Origin of the sequence: Acinetobacter sp. ABJ_C5_2, assembly GCF_044538485.1 — a bacterium.
Lineage (GTDB): Bacteria > Pseudomonadota > Gammaproteobacteria > Pseudomonadales > Moraxellaceae > Acinetobacter > Acinetobacter nosocomialis_A.
In genome coordinates this window covers 12,040-28,517 of the sequence record NZ_JBIUCS010000001.1, presented here as the reverse complement: position 1 = coordinate 28,517, position 16,478 = coordinate 12,040, and the positions used below count along the sequence as shown (strand labels likewise).

The following is a 16,478-nucleotide window of genomic DNA, read 5'->3' as shown; positions in this document are numbered from 1 at the left end:
GTATTTTCATACTTTAACTCTATTGGTTTTTATCTATTTAAATCGCTCAATAAACTACAAGAAACGCTCAAATTGACTTATTCTGCAGCAAGAACAGCTGGATCTATCCCATAACGCTCTACAAAGCGATCACGAAAAATAGCAACAGACTGGTATCCTGATTTGGCTGCAATGGTTTTCATGGGTAGTTTTTTGGAATACAACAACTCAAGTGCATAAGTAAGACGGGCATGCGTAATCGTTTCTCTTAAGGTCGTATCTTCATGGCTAAGCTTGCGGCGAAGTGTTGCGCTGCTCAAACCTAGTCGCATTTCAAACTCACTAGACTGCCAATGGTGCTGTGGATTCTCTATTACCCAATCGTGAATGATTTTCGTCAATTTAGGTGGCGGTACAATTAGCACATCTGAACAATGCTGTTGGCATAACTGTACAAGCATAGCGGTAATACATAAACGTGCTTTCACCACATCATGATTAAACAAAGCCGTTTGCCACTCGGTTAAAGAAGTAGCGAAATCATCAATTGAAAACTTTAATATTGCTTCGGTTTTGTCGACTACAGGCTTCGCCCAAATCATTTGTGCGGCTTGAATGACTTCGTCACACATAGGCACCAGAATAGTGAGATATTCACCCGTTATAGGGTCAGGCAGATTAACTGCATCGATAACCGTATCGGGTTTTATAATATAGAGATCGCCGGCACTAAAATTGATTTGTTTTGTTTGAAAATTTAATTGTTGTTGCCCATATAGAATAAATCCCATATGCAACTGGCTAACTTTAATATTGGAAAGGCCATGCTGATTTTTAGACCGAATACATAAATAATCTCGTGCCATATCTGCCCGCGCCAATCTCACCAATGACTGGTGCAATTGATGAGCTTCGATGGAAGCGGAATGATTAATATTCATAATAATGATCTAAATAAAAAACGCCCTTGGCTAGTTATAGCACAAGGGCGTTTTTCGAATAAGTGACAAGCTGTAAATTACAACTTGCTTACTAACTCTGGTACTACAGCGTTCAAATCACCAACTAACCAGTAGTCAGCAACGCTGTTGATTGGTGCTTCTTCGTCTTTGTTGATTGCAACAATAACTTTAGAATCTTTCATACCAGCCAAGTGCTGGATCGCACCAGAAATACCTACAGCAATGTAAAGCTCAGGTGCAACGATTTTACCAGTTTGACCAACTTGGAAATCGTTAGGTACGAAGCCTGCATCAACTGCTGCACGTGAAGCACCTTGTGCTGCACCAAGCTTGTCAGCTAATGGGTCAAGTACTTTGTGGTAGTTCTCACCAGAACCTACACCACGACCACCAGATACAACAATACGAGCAGCTGTTAATTCTGGACGATCAAGTTTAACGATTTCTTCAGATACAAACTTAGAAATGCCTGCATCTTTTACTTCGCCAACTGTTTCAACCGCAGCAGAACCACCTTCCGCAGCAACTGGATCAAACGCTGTACCACGAACAGTACCAACAATGATTGCTTCGTCAGATTGAACAGTTGCAATTGCGTTACCAGCGTAGATTGGACGCTTGAATGTGTTCGCAGATTCAACAGAAATAATGTCTGTAATCATGCTTACATCAAGAAGCGCAGCAACACGTGGAAGAATGTTCTTACCAGTCGTTGTAGAAGCAGCTAAAACGTATTTGTAACCTTTAGCCAAGTCAGCAACTAAGCCAGCTACGTTTTCAGCTAATTGGTTTGCATAAGCAGCGTTGTCAGCAAGCAATACTTTGCTTACACCAGCAACTTTAGCAGCAGCGTCAGCAACTGCTTGAGCGCCTGAACCAGCAACTAATACAGTAATATCACCACCGATTTTTTGAGCTGCAGCAACAACGTTTAAAGTAGCACCGTTAAGTGTCTGGTTGTTGTGATCAGCGATAACTAAAATACTCATGATTTTATCCTTCCGTATTAGATCACTTTCGCTTCATTTTTCAATTTTTCAACAAGCTCATCTACAGATTTCACTTGTACGCCAGCTTTACGTTCTGCTGGAGCTTCAACTTTAACAGTTTTAAGCTTAGTACCAGCTGTAACACCGTAATCAGCAGGAGATTTAGTATCAAGCGGTTTTTTACGAGCTTTCATGATGTTAGGCAATGCAGCATAACGTGGCTCGTTTAAACGCAAGTCAGTTGTAATAATTGCAGGAAGCGCAAGTTCAACAGTTTGTAAACCACCGTCGATTTCACGAGTCACTTGTACTTTACCGCCATCCACTTTCACTTCAGAAGCAAACGTACCTTGACCAGCACCTAATAATGCACCAAGCATTTGACCTACTTGGTTAGAATCATCATCAATTGCTTGTTTACCAAGAAGGATAAGTTCTGGTTTCTCAGCATCAACAACACCTTTTAAGATTTTAGCAACTTCTAGAGCGCCAATTTCATCAGTGGTTTCAACTAAAATACCGCGGTCTGCACCCAAAGCCATTGCAGAACGGATTTGTTCTTGAGCTTCTTTAGGACCAATAGAAACAACAACGATTTCTGATACTGTTCCTTTTTCTTTTAAGCGAACCGCTTCTTCCACTGCGATTTCACAAAATGGGTTAATTGACATTTTAACGTTGGTAAGGTCAACCCCACTATTGTCCGGCTTAACACGAACTTTAACGTTGGCATCAACCACACGTTTTACAGCAACAAGAGCCTTCATGTAATCCTCGGCTGTTCTAGCAAAAGTAAATGTTGAGAAAAGTATATTAACTCTTCAATTCAAATTTTTTAGGTACCCTATCTTGCAATGTGTTTGGCATTTCGGTCAAGTCACAATTTTCTGGAACAGTACAAAAAAAATGAAATCATCAGTTCATAAAAAAAATTTCACACCTGACTCGCCCTTATTTTATTCTTTTTAAAGTCTATTTTATACATTGATTTTTATTATCTTTTTATCTTATTTACCTTATTAGTCAGAAACATAAGCGCCTTGTAAATGAGTCAAATTTTGTCGTTTTTAGGCCATATATGCCGACAAAATGTGCAAAGTTCAAAATGGTCAATTGGGTAATTTCACATATTTCTTTTAAACAAATTTGTAAAAAAGTACAAATGATCTCTACATTCATCTTATTCAGTGCAATCAAAGTCGCGTATTGATAAATAATTCAACTTAAATAACTTAATGCTTGGTCGCTCGCGGATGAGCCTGATCATACACTTGAGCCAAATGATCAAAATCGATATGCGTATAAATTTGGGTAGTCGATAAGTTGCTATGGCCTAACATTTCTTGAACTGAACGCAAATCACCACTACTTGATAACATATGGCTGGCAAAACAATGTCGAAGTAAATGCGGATGTAAGTCGACATTTACACCTGCTCGTTGTGCCTGAAGTTTTACACGTTTCTCGATTTGACGTGGAGTGAGTACACCACCACGCTGCGAAATAAAAACAAAAGCATTTTGGTCAAAATGACCTTTCCAGATTTTATAAATTTTAAGCCAGTTCAATAGACTTTCTTTTGCCTTTTTCCCAAATGGGACAATACGGGTTTTATTTCCTTTACCCGTAATACGAACAAGATGACGATTAAAATCAATATCTTTAATTGTGAGGCCTTGTAGTTCAGCGAGACGTAAACCACTTGAGTAAAGTAGTTCCAACATGGCTTTATCTCGCAACCAAAGCTGCTGATCAACTGGTTTTTCCGGCATGGGTTGATCTAAAATTTGATTAACCGTTTCTATATCGATCATGCCCGGCAAGGGCCGAGGTTGGCGTTTTAACTTAAAATCGTCAGTAGGATTAATTTCTAGATATTTGCCTTGTTCAGCCCATTTCATAAACTGACGAATAGAAGTGAGATGACGCTGCATGCTACTTGCGCTTAACTGGTCTTGCTCAACACGCTGAGCCAGATATTCACGTAAATCTGAAGCTTCAACATTTTTTAAATCAATTTTTTTTGAGTCACAGAACTCAAGAAAGCTTTTCACATCTCGCTCATAAGCCGTGATTGTATGCTCAGACTGATTTTGAATTTTTCTTTCTTTTAACCACATCGAGAGCAGTTGTAATGCAAAATCCAAATTGCTCTCCATTTATTTGCCCATTTTTTTGAGTGTACCAAAAACTATTTGATGAGGAAAATTTCATATAGGACAGCATAATGAATCTAACTTATATATTACAATTTATACCAAGTATTCATTGGACCTTGCTGCCATGACCACCATACTCATTCCTTATTTAATTGCCATTACTTTACTGACGCTTACGCCTGGTTTAGATACCACTTTAATTATTCGCACCGCTACACTTGAAGGTAAAACTAAAGCGTTTCAAGCAGCTCTTGGAATTAGCCTTGGCTGTATTGTATGGGGAATTGTCGTGGCCTGCGGTTTAGGTGCCTTACTTATGGCTTCAAACTTAGCTTTTAATCTATTGAAATGGATGGGAGCTGCTTATCTTGCATGGCTGGGTTTAAATATGATTTTAAAACCACGTAGCCAACTTGCAGACATACAAGAAAATAATTCAAATCGCTCTACCTCAGAGAATTGGTTCATTAAAGGTTTCTTTGGCAATTTACTTAATCCCAAAGTAGGCATCTTTTATATTTCATTTCTTCCCCAGTTCATTCCAGCCCAAGCATCGGCTGTCACTTGGGTAATGGGACTTGTAATGATTCATGTGGTGATTGGAATAGTATGGTCAACTTTATTAATTCTAGCCATGCAACCACTTTCACGTTATCTAAAACAACCTAAGTTTGTGAAATATATGGACCGGATTACAGGCAGTATTTTTGTGTTGTTCGCATTGAAATTAGCTTTCAGTAAGAGATAACTTTTAAAAAAGCGTGCGAACGCATAGCACGCTAAATAATAGCTAAAGATTTACATGAAGTTTTTTAAGTAGTTTGCTATTTGGACCGCAACTTCATTGGCATGTTTTTCTGCTAATTGATGGTCCCCACCTTTCACAACATATAACGTCGACTTTTCAAACTTTTGATTTAAATATTGACCTACCTGAACAGGACTTACTGGATCGTTATCGCCCCAGATTAATAAAGTTTCAACATTTATATCTGGCAAAAACTCTTCATAGTTAGCATGAGTGGTAACAAACCAATCTGGATATTTTAAAAATGTTTGGCGGTATGCTTCACGCCAGTCTTGAACATTAAATCGTTTAAGGTTGATTCCACCAGAAGTAGCAATTAAGACCAGCCCTTTCACCAAATGAGGTTTTTGTAGCGCTGCGGCAACGGCAAAAATCCCACCCATAGATTGCGCAACAATGATAGATTCTTCATTAATTTGGTCGACCACATAATTTGTTAGGTCTTCAAAACTTTTTACTTCAAGAGATTCTGGTGTATCACCGAAACCGGGATAACCAATAATTTTTGTACGGTATTGCTGAGGTAATTTTTCAATTAAAGGATGCCAAAATGTCGTACTGCCTGATGCACCAGGTAAGAAAATTAAATTATTCATATTTTTATAAAGTAATGAAATTAAAAAATTATTGTACATATAAAAGAAAGCCTCTTTTATCACTTTAACTGATGAAAAGAGGCTTCTATTTAGGCCATGCGATTAACCTTGGAAATAACGTAAATCCAAACGCCCATCATATACATGGGTTGTTGGACCAGTCATCCAAACCACATCACCTTCTTGCCATTCAATTTGTAGCTTACCGCCAGCAAGTTCAACTTCAACTGAGTTCGCAAGTAAACCACGGCGCATACCACTTACCGCAGCAGCACATGCTCCTGTACCACACGCTAGTGTTTCACCAACACCACGTTCAAATACACGTAAGCGAACATGTTTATCATCAATCACTTGCATAAAACCAGCATTCACACGTTCAGGAAAACGTTTATGTGATTCAACTTGTGGGCCAATACCAGCAACATCTGCAGTGAGTACATCTGGAACAATAGTGACCGCGTGTGGGTTACCCATGTTTACCACGTCAATACTAATGTTTTGGTCATTTGCCAACTCAAGGGTATACAAAGCTTCTGGCTCTTCGGCAATAAATGGAATTTCATTTGGTAGAAATTTTGGATAGCCCATATTTACGCGCACCCAACCATTTTGCCCAAGCTCTGGCTTTACAATACCTGCTTTGGTTTGCACGGTAATGTTGGTTTTATTGGTTAAATGACGCTCGTGTACAAAACGCGCGAAACAACGTACGCCATTACCACATTGTTCAACCTCAGAACCATCTGCATTGAAAATGCGATATTTAAAGTCAGCTTCTGGTAAATCTGGTGGTTCAACAATTAAAAGCTGGTCAAAGCCAACACCAAAGTGTCGATCTGCCAAACGTTGAATGGTTGCCGTATCTAAATAAGCTCTTTGGCTAATTAGGTCAACCACCATGAAATCATTGCCCAAACCATGCATTTTGGTAAATTCTAATAACATCTCATTTACTCCTCAGGCAATAAACGTTCTTTTTCCCAAAGCGACTCAACCGTTTCACGTTCACGAATTAAATAGCTCTTTTCACCTGATACCATGACTTCTGCAGCACGGCCACGCGTGTTGTAATTTGAACTCATCACAAAGCCATAAGCCCCTGCACCAAGTACAGCCAACAAGTCATTTTCTTGTAATGCGAGTGCGCGATCTTTACCAATAAAGTCACCTGTTTCACAAATCGCACCAACGAGGTCCCATACTTTTTCTTCAGTATCGGTACGTGGCACAACAGGCTGAATATCCATCCAAGCTTCATATAAAGCAGGACGAATCAAATCATTCATTGCTGCATCAATAATCGCGAAATTACGATGTGTCGTTGGTTTAAGCAAATCAACTTTAGTTAAAAGTACACCCGCATTTGCACTGATGCTACGGCCCGGCTCCATATAGACTTTTAAGCCTAATTTTTCTAAAGCAGGTTTCATAGAGTTCGCATATTCTTCAACACTTGGCGGTGTCTCATCTTTATAACAAACCCCTAAACCACCACCGATATCGATATGTTTAAGATTGATGCCTAGTTTTTTCAACTCATCAATCATCACAATGACACGGTCTAAAGCATCAACAAATGGTTTAGTTTCAGTGAGCTGTGAACCAATGTGACAGTCAATACCTACAATTTCAAGGTTAGGTAAAGAAGCTGCGTATTGATAGGTTTCATAAACAGTATCACTTGGAATACCAAATTTATTTTCTTTTAAACCAGTTGAAATATAAGGATGCGTTTTTGCATCGACATCTGGATTTACACGTAATGAAACGGGTGCTTTTTTACCTAAACGAGCAGCTACTTTTTGAATGCGGTCTAACTCTGCATAAGACTCGACATTAAAACAAGCAATACCTACATTAAGTGATGTTTCAATATCTACTTCAGTTTTACCTAAACCTGAAAATACGATTTTAGAAGCATCCCCACCCGCTTTTAAAACACGAGCCAGCTCACCACCAGACACAATGTCAAAACCCGCACCAAGTTTTGCCAAGACACTAAGAACAGCCAAGTTTGAGTTAGACTTCACCGCAAAACAGATTTGATGATCAATAAAGTCAAAGGCACGATCCATATCTAAATAATGTTTTTCAAAAGCGGCTTTTGAATAAACATATAACGGTGTGCCAAATTGCTGCGCAAGCTGCTCTAGAGAACATTGCTCTGCATGCAATACTCCATTAATGCGGGTGAAACTCATGAATGTGTCCTTATTTCAAAGCTTAAGGTGAAGTTGTTTGGGTTGGAGCTGATGATGACTCGACTGGCTGTTCAGCCTTTTCATCCTTTTGCACAACTTGTTTTGATTCTTTATTACGATAGAGCAAGTATTTTGCACGGTTGTCATAATTTGGATCAGAAGGTAGCTGTAATGCTCCTGACTGACCGCAAGCTGTAAGCAAAATACTGCTGCTCAATAAACTGATGAGGCAAATGACACGAAGCATCTGAGCACCTGATTTAAACAATTCGATGCAGTATACCGTGATCATGCAGGCGGCTAAAGAGTAAACTTGAATAGAAAAACAATATGCATAAAAAACGCCAGCTTTTCAGCCAGCGTTTAGTCATAACCACATCAATTTCATTATTTTTTATGACGTGGTTTATAGAAGAAGAAATAACCAATGATCAAGATAACAAACCAGATTGGACTGACTTTCAGTGCTTTAAACGTGTCTGGCTCTAAAGACAACACATAAATCATGCCAACAAAGAAAATAATCGTGATCCAACAGGTAAATAAACCACCGGGCAATTTAAATGTTGATTTAGCATGCAATTCAGGACGCGTCGTGTAATAACGAATGTAGCTCCAGATAATCAGTAACCACACGCAAATGAACAAAATGGTTGAAAGCGTTGTTGCAAGTGTGAAGGCTTCAACTGTGTTTGGTACAAAATACTGTAATGCCGCACCTAACAATAAACACGCAGCAGAGAAATACAATGCATTTGCAGGTACTGCACGTCTGTTTAATTTACCAAAAGCTTTCGGTCCTTGATCTTCACGAGATAAACCAAACAACATACGGCTTGTTGAGAATACACCGCTGTTCATTGACGACATCACCGATGACAATACCACTAAGTTCATCAAGATTGCTGCCGCTGCAATACCTGCTTGGCTAAACAAGTTTACAAATGGACTGATCGCCGGATCAATTCTGTTCCACGGCGTTACAGACATTACAATAAGCAATGCCAATACGTAGAAAATAATGATACGAACTGGAATTGAGTTAATCGCTTTAGGCAAGTTACGCTCAGGATCTTTGGTTTCAGCAGCCGTTGTTCCCACAAGTTCTACACCAACGAAAGCAAAAATTGCAATCTGGAAGCCCGCCAAGAAGCCATGCACCCCTGTTGGGAAGAAACCACCATTTGCCCACAAGTGAGTAAATGAAGCCACCTCACCCGTACTAGAAGTAAAGCCGGTAAAGATCATCCATAGACCCACTGCAATTAAAATAATAATCGCAAGAATCTTAATAAGCGCAAACCAGAACTCTAACTCCCCAAATAGGCGTACAGTTAATAGGTTCAAACCCATAATAAATACAATAGCAGCCACACTAATCATTGCACCTTCCATTGGTGAGAAAGGCTGCCCGTTATTGAAAAATTGCAGGTAATAGATAATTGCAGAAAGATCGGCGATACCAATCGTGATCCAACACAACCAATAGGTCCACCCCACAAAATAACCAGCCCATGGGCCAATTAAATCTGTGGTGAAGTCAATAAATGATTTATAGGTCAGATTTGACAGGAGTAATTCGCCAAGCGCACGCATGACAAAAAACACCATCACACCAATAATCAAATAAATGAATAAGATAGATGGGCCGGCAAGACTAATCGTTTTACCTGACCCCATGAATAATCCAGTACCAATGGCACCACCAATTGCAATCAGCTGTAAATGCCGATTGGAAAGACTACGATGGAGCTCACCTTGTTCATGAGGGTCGCTCAGATTTTGATTCGACATTTTATGAATACACTCCAGTAATTTTTTTAGTCCGTTAGCTAAATTCAAATCAAAAAGACGATATCGCACCATTTGCAGGTATCTTTTTAAATGTATATTTTTTGACAACTTTTCAGCTAACCAATTTTTGTCTGTATGGCTGATAATTTCAAGATACATACAATTAAATCCGATAATACGCACAAGAACATAGCAATACAACGCACCTTCCAGTCTACAAATAAGACTTGAATCACCTTGATTTTTCAATTAAAAAAGGCAATCTGATCGATTGCCTTTTTATATTTTGCTTCTAAGTTATTTATTCTTGGGCAAAATTACGTTTTATTTTTGACTTATAAAAACCAAAGTAACCAATTGCAAGTACAAGGAACCAGATTGGGCTGACCATAAATGACTTAGCTGTATCTGCTTCAAGGCTTAAAATCGCAATCGTAAATAAGAAGAAAGCAATAACGACATAACTCATCGCTACCCCACCCGGCATTTTAAAGTTCGATTTTTCATGCAGTTCAGGAGATAACTTCCGGTAGCGGATGTAACATACCAAAATCAAAATCCATACCGTTAAGAATAAAATGGTGCATAAGGTTGTTGCCAAGGTAAATGCTTCAATGGTATTTGGCACAAAATATTGTAGTAAAGCACCGCCCATAATACAGGCACAGGAAAAAATTAAACCATTTGCCGGAACTGCGCTTTTAGTCAGCTGACCCAAAGTTTCAGGTGCCTGACCATCACGCGATAAGCCGTACATCATTCGGCTCGTTGAAAAAATACCGCTGTTCATCGAAGACATTACCGATGACAACACCACGAGATTCATAATAATTGCAGCAGTTGGAATACCTGCCATTAAGAATAATTCAACGAATGGGCTACGATCTGCTTTTACCTGATCCCAAGGTGTTACAGACATCACCACCATTAATGCCAATACATAGAACAAAATGACGCGAATCGGAATTGCGTTAATTGCTTTAGGCAAATGTTTATGTGGATCTTTAGTTTCAGCGGCTGTAGTTCCGACCAACTCCACCCCAATAAAAGCAAAGATCGCAATCTGGAAGCCCGCAAGGAAACCATTTACCCCATGAGGGAACATACCGCCATGATTCCAAATGTTAGAGATAGCAGCAACAGAGCCAGATGGTGATTGGAACTTGGTCACGACCATGTAGATGCCGGCAAGGACTAAAGCAATAATGGCAACAATTTTGATAATCGCAAACCAAAATTCAACTTCACCAAATAGACGAACCGTTAATAAGTTTAAAACTAATAGAAAGAGAACACAGCCCGCACTAATCATGGCCTGTTCTATTGGACTAAAACTGACTCCATTAGGTAACCAAAAACTCAAATAGCTCGTTACCGCGGTTAAATCTGCCATACCTACGAGTACCCAACTTACCCAGTAGGTCCACCCGACATAAAAGCCAGCCCCAGGCCCAATCAGGTCATAAGCCATATCAACGAATGACTTATAATTTAGGTTTGAAAGTAAAACCTCTCCCAAAGCACGCATAAGAAAGAAAATCATGGTGCCAATAATTAAATAGATAAATAAGATTGACGGCCCCGCCAATGAAATAGTTTTGCCCGACCCCATAAACAGGCCTGTTCCAATGGCCCCTCCGATAGCAATCAATTGTAAATGGCGATTGGTCAGCTTGCGCTGTAAGTCGCCAGCATGATCATGATGCTGAAGATTAGACATAGGTAAATATCCTAAAAATTTCCCACCTTAGCTAAAGCAAAATGCATTCCAATATTTTTGGACAACGCGTGAAAAATAGGCCTTTGAAAAATGATCGGGTTCTGCCTACGTTCAGGGTGTCGTTTTGCTATACTCTGTTTTTACTGATTATGAAGTTATCTAACCGAAGTCGAATATGAGCAAAGTCAAAACTGTTTACCGTTGCGAACAATGTGGTGCTGATCATCCTAAATGGGCCGGTCAATGTTCAGAGTGTGGTGAATGGAATTCTCTGACTGAAGTCAAACTCGAACCTACTACAGCGCATCGTGCGCGTCCTAAAATTGGTGGCTACGCAGGCCAAGTTGCCAATATCACAACACTAAATAAAGTCTCGGTTTCTCATGAAACCCGTTTGCCTACAGGTATCAGCGAGTTTGACCGTGTGCTCGGCGGTGGTTTGGTCACAGGCTCTGTTGTCCTAATTGGTGGTGATCCGGGTATTGGTAAATCGACTATTCTTTTGCAAACCGCAACCCACATGGCAAGTGCAAAAAGCTCTGCGCTCTATATTACGGGTGAAGAATCGTTATCTCAGGTGGCCTTACGTGCTCAGCGTCTTGACCTGCCGACAGATCAATTAAAAGTCATGGCGGAAACCTGTGTCGAGCGGATTTGTGAAGTTTTAGAACAAGAAAAACCTGTTGTTGCAATTTTAGACTCGATTCAAACGCTTTACACAGAAACGCTCCAATCTGCACCAGGTGGTGTCTCACAAATTCGTGAATCTGCTGCGTTATTAACCCGTTATGCAAAAAATAGTGGCACGGCGCTATTTATAGTTGGTCACGTGACCAAAGAAGGTGCACTCGCAGGTCCGCGTGTTTTAGAACACATGGTGGACTGTGTACTTTATTTTGAAGGCCAGTCCGACTCACGTTATCGTATGATTCGTGCTGTGAAAAACCGTTTTGGTGCAGTCAACGAACTTGGTGTATTTGGCATGACCGATAAAGGTTTACGCGAAGTAGCCAACCCTTCTGCTATTTTCTTAAGTCGTTACGATGAAGCAATTCCCGGTTCAATTGTCATGATTAGCCGTGAAGGAACTCGCCCACTCTTAGTTGAAGTTCAAGCTTTAGTTGATGATGCCCAAGGGCAACCACGACGCGTCGCACTTGGTCTTGAACAAAACCGCTTAAACATGTTGCTTGCTGTCATGCACCGTCATGGTGGTGTGCAAACCACAGGGCAAGATGTCTATGTCAATATTGTCGGTGGTTTAAAAATTACTGAAACAGGTTCTGACTTGGCTGTTTTACTGGCCTGTGCTTCGAGTTTACGTACCAAAGCATTGCCTCAGCAACTTGCAGTTTTTGGTGAAGTTGGACTTTCAGGTGAAATTCGTCCTGTACCAAATGGACAAGAGCGTTTAAAAGAAGCGGCAAAACATGGCTTTAAATATGTCATTTTACCTAGAGGCAACGCCCCACAAAAAGCGATTCCGGGGGTACAAGTGATTGCTGTGGCACGCTTACATGAAGCGCTAACCGAAGCGATGCAGCTCAGCGATGAATTGACATAAAAAAACATATTTTTATAGTTGAAATTTAGTGTAAATGGCTGCATAAATACTATTACAAATTAATTTTAAACAGGAATTTCCTATGGAAGTACACCAGCGCGGCTTGATAACCGGTATTTTAATGGCTGCTTTGGCAATTTCTCCTCTTGCTGAAGCAAAACGTGCAGGTGGTGGTAAAAGCCACGGCATGGCACGCTCTACCACTTCAAGCCAGTCATATCAACAACCTCGTCAAGTGGCTCCAGTTCAACAACCTGCTACAGCACCTCAGAGATCTGGTCCGGGTGTTGGTTCAATGGTTGCAGCTGGTGTAGCTGGTGCTGCCGTAGGTGCTGTTGCAGCACATGCTTTAGCTGATGACAAACCAACATCAACTGAACAACGTGTAACCCAGCCTGACAACGAGCAACAAGCTGCTCAACAGCAACAAGAGAAGAAAGGTGGTATCCCAGGTTGGTTATGGGTATTACTTGCTGCTGCTGTTGCCTTTTTTGTATTCCGCAAATTTGGCGGGAAAAAAAAATTAGCAGCAAATAATCCTTACGCTCCAAACAGCAACGGTCAAAACACATTTGGCCGTTCAGCTGCGCCAACTAACTCAAACGACAATACCAATATTTTTGGTCAGTCTGTTGGTGGTGGTACAGCAACTCAAGCTCCGTTTGGCGGTGCAACAACAAGTAATGGCAACCAGTTACCAGATGGTAGCGAACCTGCTTCTTTCTTACGTGTTGCTCGTCAGCGTTTTAACCACATTCAGTCAATTAACAGTGCAAGTAACATCGAAGAAATTCGTCGCTACTTAACCCCTGAACTTTATAACTCTATGTATAACGACATCATGGAGAACCAAGATCAGGACGTTGCTGAGTTTAGTAACTTAAATGCAATGGTTGTAGACAGTGCGACTGAAAATGGTCAATACATTGTGAGCGTACGCTTTACAGGTACAGTAAGTGAAGATTTAAATAGCTTGCCACAGCCATTTACTGAAATCTGGCACTTTGTAAAACCTGTTGGCTCTCAGCAAGACTGGGTTGTTGCAGGTATTCAACAAGCTTAATTTAAATAAGCTCCAAATAAAAAAGCCACAATATGTGGCTTTTTTATTTGCTCGCCCTCAGGCAATTTCAGCTGGAAATGCGATGACTTTTTCAATTTTAAGTTGATCGGTTGCGACCATGAGTAATCGGTCAATTCCTAAAGCAATTCCTGAACATTCAGGCATATGAGGCAAAGCTGCTAACAAGTGCTCATCTAATGGCATGACATGCAGCCCTTGCTTAGCCCGCTCTGCATTATCTGCTTCAAAGCGTGAACGTAACACCTCTGCATCGAGCAATTCATCGTAAGCATTGGCAAGCTCTAAGCCTTCAATATAAACCTCAAAACGTGCTGCGACCTCTTCCCCATCTTCATCTACTTTCACTTTTGCCAAAGACGCCATTTCTGGTGGAAAGTCAGTTAAAAAGATAGGCGCATCAAAACCTAAACTTGGCTCAACAAAATGAGAGAACAACAAATCCATATAAGCTAAGCGGTCATCACCTAAATCAAGATTTAATCCCACACGATTCGCAGTATCTTTGAGTTGCTTTAAAGTCGCTTGCAATGGGTTAATGTCCAAGCGGTCCTGAAAGGCATGTTTATAACTTAAAATAAACGGACGAACTTCCCCAAAACGATGCTGCAAACAGGTTTGTAATAAATCGGCTGTTTCATGCATTAATGCTTTTAAGTCCAAACCCGGACGGTACCATTCAAGCATGGTAAATTCACTGTTGTGTTTGCGCCCGTGTTCATCGTCTCGGAAAACCTTACAGATTTGATAAATCGGCCCGCTACCACTTGCCAATAACCGTTTCATGGCGAACTCTGGTGAGGTTTGTAAATATTGAGTTTGCAACTTGCCATGAATATGGCGCAAAGTCTGAACCGAAGCCAAATGCACATCGGTAACGCCTGCTTGTGAAACAATTGGCGTTTCGACTTCCATGACTTCACGTTCTGCAAAGAACTGGCGAATTTGGGTATAAAGCTTAGCACGAGCCTTTAAAGCATCAATTGAACAAGTAGGTTGATAACTTAAACTCATGCCTGTGGTCCCCCATGTGCTGCCCATTCACGGCGCAGCGGATAATTCTTACGTAATAAATCAAATGCTTTTTGCTCTACTTTGCCGTCTTTAACACAGGCACGGATGTTGGCATCATCTTGAGCAATATCATAAATTTGAGATAGTTTTTGCTTTAACACCGCTTTTAAATCATGTCCTGAAAAATAGTCTTCGCATGCAGGCAACTGAGTCTCGAAACGTTTATTGATGTCATATCCGAACTTTTGGCAAAACGCTTCATAAATCATTTGTGTACCGCGTGCCTTACCTTCCAAGCTATAGCCTGCGATATGCGGTGTTGCCAACGCCAACATATTTAAAAGCTCATCAGATATGACTGGCTCATGTTCAAATACATCGAGCACCACTTTTCGCTGAGTGCGTTGAATGTCTTGCATTAAAGCAGCTTCTTTCACGACTGGACCACGAGCGCTATTAATTAAAATGGTGCCAGGTTGAAGTTGTGCAAAAGTTTGTTCATTGAAAAGATGATATGTCGCATGTTCATCGTTTTTGGTGAGCGGCACATGAATGGAAATGGCATTGGCTTGTTGCAATAGGGCTTTAAAGCTTACATTTTCAATTGAATCTAACTGTACATATGGGTCAAAACCAATTACGTTCCAACCAAGTAACTGAGCCATATAAGCCAAACGTTTACCCACGTTACCAAGACCAACGATGCCTAGCGTAAATTTTTCTTGTCGTTCTAAAAGGTTTGTATCTAAATGCAGTAAAGCAGTAATCACATATTCAGCCACAGCCTGTGCGTTACAACCTGCCGCATTGGCCCATGTAATGTCATGTTTTTCTAAGGCTTGAATATCTAAATGATCGGTTCCAATTGTGGCACTACCCACATATTTTAAAGCGGTATTTTGAATTAAACTTTCGTTCACTGCGGTGACTGAGCGAACCAATAAAGCTTCAGCATCTTTTACATCTGCATGTGTTAAGGTGCGTCCTGCATGGTGTTGAATATCGCCAAATTCTGAAAAAAAGTAATCGGTAAATGCCAAGTTTTCATCTGCGACGATTTTCATTGTCTGCAACTCATAGCTTATAAAAACGTTATTATCCTTTGAGTTGTAGCAAAGCACAATGTTCAGGGCATTAAATTACGACAGGGTTTCTAAGCTTAGTTCACCTACAAACCACCACCAAAATAAAAATAAGCCATCACCGCAAGAGTGAGCCATATTAAAATAATAAGTACAGCAACCAAATAATTTCGTGGCCCTTTTTCATGTTCTTCTAGCCATTCATTAGCTTGCTGTTCCGCATCGAAAATAACCTGTTGAGGCGTAAAACGAAGCGCTAACCAAATGAGTATGGGTAAAATGATAGCATCATCTACAAAGCCTAAAATAGGAATAAAATCTGGAATTAAGTCGATGGGACTAAAAGCATAAGCCACAGCCACGACCGCAATAATTTTTGGTAACCACGGCATTTGAGGATGCCTTGATGCGAACCAAAGCATAATAATTTGTTTTTTTAGACGTTTTGCCCATTCTTTTATTGATTGTACCCAAGACATTTGGACAGACTCTGAACCTTTAGAGTTTTATAATAATCTATAAAATC

General features: G+C 40.3%; 16 protein-coding genes. 3 read left to right on the top strand and 13 right to left on the bottom strand.

Going from position 1 to position 16,478, the window contains the following annotated elements; translation table 11 throughout:
- Window positions 1–77: 77 nt before the first annotated feature.
- From ACH8JV_RS00140 to xerC, 4 genes are all read right to left on the bottom strand, one after another.
- Window positions 78–920, bottom strand: a complete 843-nt coding sequence (locus ACH8JV_RS00140) for a helix-turn-helix domain-containing protein (protein ID WP_396519074.1) — start codon at window positions 918–920, stop codon at window positions 78–80.
- Window positions 921–997: 77 nt separating this feature from the next.
- On the bottom strand, window positions 998–1,930 hold the full coding sequence (locus ACH8JV_RS00135) for an electron transfer flavoprotein subunit alpha/FixB family protein (protein WP_272409704.1): 933 nt from the start codon (window positions 1,928–1,930) through the stop codon (window positions 998–1,000).
- A 17-nt stretch (window positions 1,931–1,947) separates the two neighbouring features.
- On the bottom strand, window positions 1,948–2,697 hold the full coding sequence (locus ACH8JV_RS00130; protein ID WP_000646180.1) for an electron transfer flavoprotein subunit beta/FixA family protein: 750 nt from the start codon (window positions 2,695–2,697) through the stop codon (window positions 1,948–1,950).
- Window positions 2,698–3,162: 465 nt separating this feature from the next.
- A complete protein-coding gene (xerC, locus tag ACH8JV_RS00125) occupies window positions 3,163–4,050 on the bottom strand; it encodes a tyrosine recombinase XerC (protein ID WP_396519584.1) in 888 nt (295 codons plus the stop codon).
- A gap of 163 nt (window positions 4,051–4,213) precedes the next feature.
- Between xerC and ACH8JV_RS00120 the strand changes: the two genes are divergently transcribed.
- The gene (locus ACH8JV_RS00120; protein ID WP_396519072.1) at window positions 4,214–4,837 is read left to right on the top strand and encodes a LysE family translocator; all 624 of its coding nucleotides are present in this window, start codon (window positions 4,214–4,216) and stop codon (window positions 4,835–4,837) included.
- A 50-nt stretch (window positions 4,838–4,887) separates the two neighbouring features.
- On the opposite strand, the gene ACH8JV_RS00115 is transcribed toward ACH8JV_RS00120, so the two are convergent.
- The 6 genes from ACH8JV_RS00115 to ACH8JV_RS00090 all read right to left on the bottom strand — a co-directional run bounded on the left by ACH8JV_RS00115 (window position 4,888) and on the right by ACH8JV_RS00090 (window position 11,211).
- Window positions 4,888–5,493, bottom strand: coding sequence for an alpha/beta fold hydrolase (locus ACH8JV_RS00115; protein ID WP_396519070.1), 606 nt, complete (start codon window positions 5,491–5,493; stop codon window positions 4,888–4,890).
- A 102-nt stretch (window positions 5,494–5,595) separates the two neighbouring features.
- Complete coding sequence (gene dapF, locus ACH8JV_RS00110) at window positions 5,596–6,441, bottom strand: diaminopimelate epimerase (RefSeq protein ID WP_396519068.1); 846 nt, start codon at window positions 6,439–6,441, stop codon at window positions 5,596–5,598.
- Between the two features lie 5 nt (window positions 6,442–6,446).
- A complete protein-coding gene (lysA, locus tag ACH8JV_RS00105) occupies window positions 6,447–7,697 on the bottom strand; it encodes a diaminopimelate decarboxylase (RefSeq protein WP_396519066.1) in 1,251 nt (416 codons plus the stop codon).
- Window positions 7,698–7,719: 22 nt separating this feature from the next.
- On the bottom strand, window positions 7,720–7,944 hold the full coding sequence (locus ACH8JV_RS00100) for a lipoprotein (protein WP_068936861.1): 225 nt from the start codon (window positions 7,942–7,944) through the stop codon (window positions 7,720–7,722).
- A gap of 140 nt (window positions 7,945–8,084) precedes the next feature.
- Window positions 8,085–9,491: an amino acid permease gene (locus ACH8JV_RS00095; RefSeq protein ID WP_263614411.1), complete on the bottom strand. Its 1,407-nt coding sequence runs from the start codon at window positions 9,489–9,491 to the stop codon at window positions 8,085–8,087.
- 301 nt (window positions 9,492–9,792) lie between these two features.
- Entirely contained in the window at window positions 9,793–11,211 is a 1,419-nt protein-coding gene (locus tag ACH8JV_RS00090; RefSeq protein ID WP_396519064.1) for an amino acid permease, read from the bottom strand.
- A gap of 175 nt (window positions 11,212–11,386) precedes the next feature.
- On the opposite strand from ACH8JV_RS00090, the gene radA reads away from it, so the two are divergent.
- Both radA and ACH8JV_RS00080 read left to right on the top strand, forming a co-directional pair.
- Window positions 11,387–12,775: a DNA repair protein RadA gene (gene radA / locus ACH8JV_RS00085; RefSeq protein WP_304402689.1), complete on the top strand. Its 1,389-nt coding sequence runs from the start codon at window positions 11,387–11,389 to the stop codon at window positions 12,773–12,775.
- A gap of 82 nt (window positions 12,776–12,857) precedes the next feature.
- Window positions 12,858–13,838: a TIM44-like domain-containing protein gene (locus tag ACH8JV_RS00080; protein WP_311069465.1), complete on the top strand. Its 981-nt coding sequence runs from the start codon at window positions 12,858–12,860 to the stop codon at window positions 13,836–13,838.
- Between the two features lie 57 nt (window positions 13,839–13,895).
- On the opposite strand, the gene epmA is transcribed toward ACH8JV_RS00080, so the two are convergent.
- The 3 genes from epmA to ACH8JV_RS00065 form a co-directional block, all read right to left on the bottom strand.
- The gene (gene epmA, locus ACH8JV_RS00075) at window positions 13,896–14,870 is read right to left on the bottom strand and encodes an EF-P lysine aminoacylase EpmA (RefSeq protein ID WP_396519062.1); all 975 of its coding nucleotides are present in this window, start codon (window positions 14,868–14,870) and stop codon (window positions 13,896–13,898) included.
- Window positions 14,867–15,934 (bottom strand): 4-phosphoerythronate dehydrogenase, encoded by a 1,068-nt coding sequence (locus tag ACH8JV_RS00070; RefSeq protein WP_396519060.1) that lies wholly within the window; start codon window positions 15,932–15,934, stop codon window positions 14,867–14,869. Before ACH8JV_RS00070 ends, epmA begins: the two co-directional genes overlap by 4 nt.
- Window positions 15,935–16,038: 104 nt before the next feature.
- Window positions 16,039–16,431 (bottom strand): YkvA family protein, encoded by a 393-nt coding sequence (locus tag ACH8JV_RS00065; protein ID WP_396519058.1) that lies wholly within the window; start codon window positions 16,429–16,431, stop codon window positions 16,039–16,041.
- Between the last annotated feature and the right edge of the window lie 47 nt (window positions 16,432–16,478).